Annotated in this window: 7 protein-coding genes; 1 reads left to right on the top strand and 6 read right to left on the bottom strand. The window is 39.5% G+C overall.

Annotated elements, in window-relative coordinates; translation table 11 throughout:
• Window positions 1-11: 11 nt before the first annotated feature.
• On the bottom strand, window positions 12-1,415 hold the full coding sequence (gene thrC / locus V7659_RS26890; protein WP_335543142.1) for a threonine synthase: 1,404 nt from the start codon (window positions 1,413-1,415) through the stop codon (window positions 12-14).
• Window positions 1,416-1,742: 327 nt separating this feature from the next.
• Here thrC and V7659_RS26895 point away from each other — a divergent pair, with 327 nt between their 5' ends.
• On the top strand, window positions 1,743-2,441 hold the full coding sequence (locus V7659_RS26895; protein ID WP_335543143.1) for a hypothetical protein: 699 nt from the start codon (window positions 1,743-1,745) through the stop codon (window positions 2,439-2,441).
• Between the two features lie 193 nt (window positions 2,442-2,634).
• On the opposite strand, the gene V7659_RS26900 is transcribed toward V7659_RS26895, so the two are convergent.
• The 5 genes from V7659_RS26900 to V7659_RS26920 form a co-directional block, all read right to left on the bottom strand.
• Window positions 2,635-3,261, bottom strand: coding sequence for a DNA-3-methyladenine glycosylase (locus V7659_RS26900; RefSeq protein WP_335543144.1), 627 nt, complete (start codon window positions 3,259-3,261; stop codon window positions 2,635-2,637).
• A 206-nt stretch (window positions 3,262-3,467) separates the two neighbouring features.
• The gene (locus V7659_RS26905) at window positions 3,468-4,622 is read right to left on the bottom strand and encodes a M20 peptidase aminoacylase family protein (protein ID WP_335543145.1); all 1,155 of its coding nucleotides are present in this window, start codon (window positions 4,620-4,622) and stop codon (window positions 3,468-3,470) included.
• A gap of 40 nt (window positions 4,623-4,662) precedes the next feature.
• The gene (locus tag V7659_RS26910; RefSeq protein ID WP_335543146.1) at window positions 4,663-5,499 is read right to left on the bottom strand and encodes a GNAT family N-acetyltransferase; all 837 of its coding nucleotides are present in this window, start codon (window positions 5,497-5,499) and stop codon (window positions 4,663-4,665) included.
• Window positions 5,477-7,084 carry an N-acyl-D-amino-acid deacylase family protein gene (locus tag V7659_RS26915; RefSeq protein ID WP_335543147.1) on the bottom strand — a complete coding sequence of 536 codons (1,608 nt, stop codon included), beginning with the start codon at window positions 7,082-7,084 and terminating at the stop codon, window positions 5,477-5,479. Before V7659_RS26915 ends, V7659_RS26910 begins: the two co-directional genes overlap by 23 nt.
• Before the next feature lie 34 nt (window positions 7,085-7,118).
• The coding region (locus tag V7659_RS26920) for an enolase C-terminal domain-like protein (RefSeq protein ID WP_335543148.1) at window positions 7,119-7,612 on the bottom strand (494 nt) is incomplete at its 5' end.

Here is a 7,612-nt window from a genome sequence, read left to right on the forward strand (position 1 = left end):
ATAAAAAGAATTTATTTAGCTGAGAAATGAAAAAGCGTTTCTAATTGACGAACAATTTCATCTTTATCCGCCTCAACCACTTTGAGATGCTGTGGCTTATTAAACAATTGATTTATTTGCTCAGGGAATGGCTGTTTAATACCACAACGTTCGATGGACTCATTAAATTTTGCAGGATGAGCGGTTGCAAGTGTGATACAAACCTCACTAGAATCATTACATCTTTCATAGGCAGCAACCCCACAAGCAGTATGTGGATCTAATAAATAATTTGTTTCAGCATAGTACTCGCTGATGGTTTGCAGGCACTCTTCCCCTTCAACACCATGTGCCGCAAAATCTTCTTGTACCCGGTGAAGTTGTTCCTGGTTTACAACAATTTTTCCTTCTGACTTGAATTTCTCCATTACAGCAGACACTGCTTTTGGATCCTCTTTAAGCAAGTAGTATAGATAACGTTCAAAATTGCTTGCGACCTGGATATCCATAGAAGGACTATAGGTGCTGCGGAATTCACCAGGCTGGTACACACCATCACGTATAAAACCTTCTAAAATGTTATTCTCATTTGTTGCTACGATGAGCTTTCCTACAGGAAGTCCCATTTTCTTTGCAAGATAACCAGCAAAGATATCTCCGAAATTACCTGTTGGTACACTGTAGTTAACATTCTTCACTTCGTTTTCTTTTGTCACTTGGAAATAAGCATAGAAATAATAAACTGTTTGCGCTAAAATTCGAACAAAGTTGATGGAGTTAATGGCACGCAGATGATATTTATTTTTTAGCTCTACATCTGCAAACAATTCCTTGATGATTCTTTGACCATCATCAAACGTTCCTTTGATAGCTAAATTCAACACACTCTTGTCATCAACAGTCGTCATTTGTAATTCTTGGACCTTACTTACTTTTCCATGGGGATGCAAAATACAAATGCGAATGCCTTCTTTACCTCTTACGCCTTCAATAGCTGATGCCCCCGTATCTCCCGAAGTTGCACCAAGTATATGAATCGTTTCACCAGTCTTCTTTGAAACATAGGAATATAGGTTTCCTAAGAATTGCAGAGCAATATCTTTAAAAGCAAAGGTAGGGCCATGGAAAAGTTCTAATACATACATATTATCCTTCAGCTTTTGTACCGGTGTTACCTCTGGGTGGCGGAAGGTAGCATAGCTTTTCTCGATTAATTCCTTTAACTCATTTTCTGGAATTTCACCATCAACATAATAGGAAAAGATTTCGTAAGCTAATTCTTGATAAGTAAGTTTTGACATTGCCTCTAACTTCTCTGCAGGAATTTGTGGGATTTCCTCTGGAACTAATAATCCCCCATCGTTTGCCAATCCCATTAAGACTGTATCAATAAAGCCAATTTTATTTACGCTTCCGCGTGTACTAACAAAGTTCATAATTTTCCTCCATGTTATATAAGTTATTAAATTTATTTTGGAGCTGGAGATTCCTATAATATTTTTGGTGCTTTAATATATAAAATTTATTGTAACACAATTGAGCGAATAGTCTATAAATTGTCGTTTTTGTAAGCGTTTTTATATTTTTTACATGTTTCGATAGTAGATTTCCTCATAATTACTCAACAAATAGGGGGAACCCTCGTATTTCATAAGAAAGTGACGATGAAAACTCTACATACTCATAAAGGATTGAGAAGAATGATATTGAATTATACAACTACAAGGAAAAAAACTTGTACAAATCGGAAAGGTTGTGAGTTTATGAGACTTTCAGATGTGCAGCCCAAGAAAAACTTCAGCTACATCTTCGTCCAATTTCCAGGAATGAAAATGAATGTCCCTATTCTCTCGAGCGGTGAGGGAAAGGCGGTGAAAGAAGATGTTGCTTTATGTGTCCAATTAAATAGCAAAGAAAAGGTTAATGATGTATACCTTGTACGCACACAGAGTATCAAACCTTTTGACTTTACAGATGAAGGAATTGGCGCAAAAGCAGCTTACCGAGTCATTAAGGAAAAAGTAAACTCTCAAGACTCTCATATGAAACAACCTGAAGAATTCGTCACGTTAATCACAGAAGAAGTTGAAATTCTCCAAAAGAAAACCAAAACCGGCTACAACTTCATTTTGGTGGTTAATAATCGAGAAATCGGAATAGTAGCTTCGATGGAAGTAGAAGTTTTCCAAACCGAGAAAGAACCATCACTACCAAATGAAAAAGTGAAAGAGCATGTCACTGTGAACACATTTGACAGGAAAACTAAGGTTGCCTTCGGAAGGAGGGAGAAAAAGCGAATAAGCTTCGGAGATCATGCTTTCCGTGCTTCTAAAGTTTTTGAGCCAATCCGAATACCTTTGGAGGCTGTTAAAAGAAAAGTTATAGTTTTTTCTCCTGCCGCATTAGATTTTATCGGTCCAGGTGATCAGAACCAAACCATTTTATACATGAGGGGGTGTTGATAAGAGGCGTTATTTAAAAAAACTTCATATTAGTAAGATCGAATCAAAAGGATTAAATGGATAATCCTTTTCGATAGAATACACTTTAGGAAAGGAATGAAATATTGGCTAAAAGCCTGATAATTACTAAGGAAAACTAAACGAATCCATTTATAATAGGGACTTAACCAATGAGTTAAGTCCTTTTTACTTTTCAGACAATTATATAATCAGATTTTTGATGGCTTGAAACAAATTGATTATTCGTAATCCAAAATCGCCATGGATAATCCCGGGCTTCACCAGTTTTGTCAATTCCAATCCTTTTTCCGGCTGATATACTTTCTGGACAAATGCCTTTGGCAATAAATAATGGTGGAAGCGTGAGTGGATGACTATAATCCTCAATGGTAATGCCCAATGATTTTGTCAGTTTGCCGGGGCCATTTGTCAAACTTAGCAAATCTTCCTTACCTCTTCTCTTTTTCATTAATTCAAGACCGTACAAAGGTTCAAGGGCGCGGACCAAGACGGCTTCAGGATGTTCTTCACCGCCGCTGACCACATTAAAAAGGCAGTGTGTATGCATTAAATAAGTATAAACAAGTCCTGAACGTTGGAACATCACCTCTGTTCTTGGCGTCCTCCTATTATTGTAGCTGTGTGCAGCCCTATCGCCAGGACCTATGTATGCCTCTGTTTCAACAATATATCCTGCCGCCATTCCCTCATTCGTTTCTTTAACCAAGAGGCATCCGAGCAAAGCCTTTGCCAGTTCAAGCGTGTGCTGACCATAAAAATCCAAGGGTAATGGTACGATTTCTTTTGTGAATTCTCCCAATAAATACGCCCTCCATAAAAATGATTTTCTTCTGAACTATGCACAAAAAAACAAATAATTAAACATTTTACAATTCTAAACTTCTTCTCATTTACAAAATAAAAAAATCCACCTTCTAAATAGAAAAAGTGGATGCACAAAGAGATGACTTGTGGTTGATCAGGCAAATGGTGATAGTGCTATTGGTAACCCGTACCTAAGTCCTTTTATTTTAGACTCTGCCATTCTCTAACCCCTTTCGTTTGATCCTCAAATAACTTGATGACTGAAGTTGCTAAAATGGCTACGCCTGCCCCCAGGGATGCTAAGTTAAATTTCATATTGGGGTGATGAAGACCGGGTTCTAACCCTGTACCTAGGCCGACCATCGTTGCTTTAATAGTAGGTCTTTTCTTTGTATAGAAATGAAAGTCTTCACCGCCCGGAGTGACAGGAGGATGAGCAAGTGCCTTTTCACCAAGCACTTGGCGGACCGCTTCTCCCACTATTACTTCCATATAGGGGCTCTTCTCAGCTGCAGCCATTTGTGCAGCAATTTCAAGTTGTACTTCAGCGCCATTGGCTTCTCCTGCATATTGGACCGCTCTCATTACACTATTTATTAAGGCTTCCATGGCCTTATTCGTTTGTGCCCTAAGATCAATACTAAATTCAGCTGCATCGGGAATAACATTGATGTTTTCCCCTCCGGCATTCACTTGTGTCACTTTGGCTGAACTTGGTATGGTTGGATCCACTTTAACCGAATTAACCGCTTGAATGATTGCACCAAGTGAATCAACCACATTGATGCCCAAATTCGGTCTCGCTCCATGGGCTTGGATCCCTTTAATTTTTCCTTTTAATAGAGTGGCAGCACCATGGTAAATAGCTGAAGAGGCTCGCCCCATCTCAATTTCGATTGCAGGTCTAACATGAATACCGAGCAAGAAATCCACTTCATCGACAATTCCATCATTTATGATTGCATGAGCACCTTTACCCGTCTCTTCAGCTGGTTGGAAAATAATTTTGAGACAGCCACAATCCGGTTTAAAATTGGATTCCTTTAAACAACGAAGTGTATTTAAGACCATGGTCATATGCGCATCATGCCCGCAGGAATGATTTGCCTTCCATACACCATCAACATTTTGCCATAATGCATCCATGTCCGTCCGTAAAGCGATCGTTGGGCCAGGAGTACCGCTGTTCCATTTAACCACTATTCCACAATGATTATTGTACGTTTCGTATGGAAGACCAAGTTTATCAAGTTCATTACAAATGAAGTCCCTAGTTTTTTGTTCCTTCCAGCTAACCTCTGCCAAGTCATGTAACTTGTCGTAATTATCAAGCAGAAGGGTGTTGTTATTCTTCACCCATTCTTTGATGCTAGTTAGACTAATGTTTATATGTGTATTATGCAGAAGAATCACTTCTTTCTAGCACGTAATATGCGATATTATTCTCTGGAATCAAACCAGTGACTTGATAGCCACTTGATAGGGCCTCACTTAGTTTATTCCGTGTGTATGATCGCCACTGTTGGAACAACTCAGGTGAGTCTTTTTTTATTTGCCGCACCTCTTTTGGAATAGGTAACAGATAACCAGAATAAATAGGCTGCAATTTTGTATCATCGCAAGGTATAGGCAGTTCCCCGTCAAACCTAATGTCAGATAATTTTTCATACTTTTTCCATCTTTCTTGATGGCTACGGTCTCCCTCAAGCGCATTTTTAACTGGCTCAGACAAAAGATCCCATTCCAGCAAAAAACGGTCGGAAGGTGTATCTTTATTTAATTTATCATTCATGTAACCATAATAAGCTTTAATATACGTTTTTACATACCCACCAAGTTTGGAAAGGTTCAAATATCCATTTTTAACTTCAAGAGGGTCAAAAGTCCAAATGATTTTTTCATAACCATATTCAATTGCCCACTCTCGCTGTTTAATTTTCAATCTTTCACCGATTCCTTGATTGCGGTATTGGGAATGTATAGCCATCATATGTGAACAGAGATAAGGCTTTTTACTAAGGTCACTGTAACCGGCAAATCCATAGCAAAATCCTACTAGTCTATTACGTTCCTTTACAAATGCACCAATGACTACCCCGCCGTTGTGAATGGCAGCCACCATCTGTGGGAGAGAGGTGACTACCTCTTCTCCCCAAACCATTTTTTGCAATTCAACAATGTCTGATAGTGAATCAAACTCTGTAATTATCTTATACGTAAACTTTTCTTGCATGACTGTTCTCCTGTCGCAGCACTTTTCCTGCGGTAGTGCCTATATATTTACCTTCCTTAACAGTCAGTTGCCCATTTACAAGAACGTAATTGATTCCAACCGGCTCCTCTAGCGGGCTTTGATAGGATGATTTGTCATTGACTGATTTGGGATCAAACACCACAATATCCGCAGCATAACCCTCTCGAAGGAATCCTCGATCTTTTAAACGAAGCAGTTGAGCAGGGGCTCCAGTCATCTTACGCACAGCCTGTTCTAGGGAAAGCGCCTGTTTTTCACGCACAAATCTTCCTAATACTCGTGGATATGTTCCGTAAAGTCTAGGATGGGGCTTCCCGCCAAAAATACCGTCTGACCCAACAATCTGTAGGGGGTGCTGCATTCCATAAATAACATCTTTCTCATCGCCCCAATGAACCACCATCGTAATTCCCGCATTCTCTTCAATTAATAAATCAAAGGCCGCCTCTGCAGGATCCGCTTCTAAAATCTCTGCTATTTCAATCATATTTTTGCCTTCTGCCCAGCGGTTTTTTTCTGTAGAAACAGCAGAAATAATAATATTTTCCCAGCCACAGGTTAGGACCCAGTTTTCGTAGTCCTCATTATGCTTAAGTTCTTGTTTTATTTTTTCTCGAATATCCGGTTCCTGTAATTTTTCTAACAGTTCAGAAGTTCCTCCTGCATGCATCCAAGGAGGTAAAATAGCGTGGAAAACAGTTGATCCAGCTGTATACGGATATTGGTCAAACGTGATTTCGAATCCCTCATTACGGCCCTGGTCCATTTTTTCAAGCGCTTTTACAAATTTATCTCTATTTTTTTTACCTGCGACCTTGAAATGAGAGACATGAAGACGAACACCTGAATGACGAGCAACATCAATGACCTCATCCAACGCTTCTAGGGAGTGATTGCTCTCGTTACGAATATGGACCACAAAGCAACCGTCATATTTCGCTGCCCCTTTGCAGATGGCAATTAATTCTTCTTTATTGGAAAACACATTAGGCGGATAGACTAGGCCCGAAGATACCCCTACAGCTCCCTGCTTCATCCCCTCTTCGACAAGGAGTTGCATTTGATCCATTTCTTCTTGTGTCGCCTGACGTCCATCAAAGCCCATGACAAGTGTCCGAACGGCTCCATGTGGCACGAGGTAGGTGGCATTTCCAGCGATATTGGAATTTTCCAAAAATTGAAGGTATTCATCGATTGTGTTCCAAGGCCAATCACCGATATCTCCATTGAGTCCTTTTAGCTGCTTTTGCCAAAGAGGTTTAGTTTCTTCAGAAACCGGAGCAACGGAAATCCCATCCTGTCCAAATAATTCCGTGGTCACACCTTGTAATACTTTAATATGGTGGATTTCAGGTTTTGTACAGAGTAAATCAGAATGGACATGCGTATCGATAAATCCTGGTGAAACAGCTTGGCCCTTTGCATCGATCACCGTTGCAGCCTGTTCGTTACTTAAATCACCCATTTTGCTAATTACCCCATTTTGAACACCTATATCCAGTTTCGTCCATGGATTCTCTGTACCATCAAAAACTTGCCCACCTTTTATAATAAAATCAAACAATGTAACCCCTCCTGTTCGTATGATTTATTCTAAATTATTTGACTATCAATTCATTTGTAAAAAACTCTTTACTGATCAGATATTGTTCAAATACAGATGTGCTGATTTCATAACCAATACCAGGCGAGTCAGGTACTTGAAGACGACCTGGTTGAGATAACATAATCTCTGGCGTAACAATATCATAAGCCCAATAACGATCGGAAGCAGATGTATCCCCTGGGATGATAAAATTGTCGAGTGCCGAAAGGGCAATATTATGTGCACGACCGATTCCCGCTTCGAGCATACCCCCACACCAAACCGGTATATTGTTAGATTTACATAAATCATGTATTTTTTTTGCTTCTGTCAGTCCTCCAACTCTTCCAACCTTAATATTGATAATTTTACAACTTCCTAGTTCAATAGCTTTTCGAGCGTCTTCTACTGAATGAATACTTTCATCCAGACAAATTGGTGTAGATAGCTGTTTTTGAAGCTTAGCATGATCAATAATGTCATCGTGAGCCAATGGCTGCTCAATCA

The sequence above is a fragment of the Neobacillus drentensis genome (assembly GCF_036966985.1).
Lineage (GTDB): Bacteria > Bacillota > Bacilli > Bacillales > Cytobacillaceae > Neobacillus > Neobacillus drentensis_E.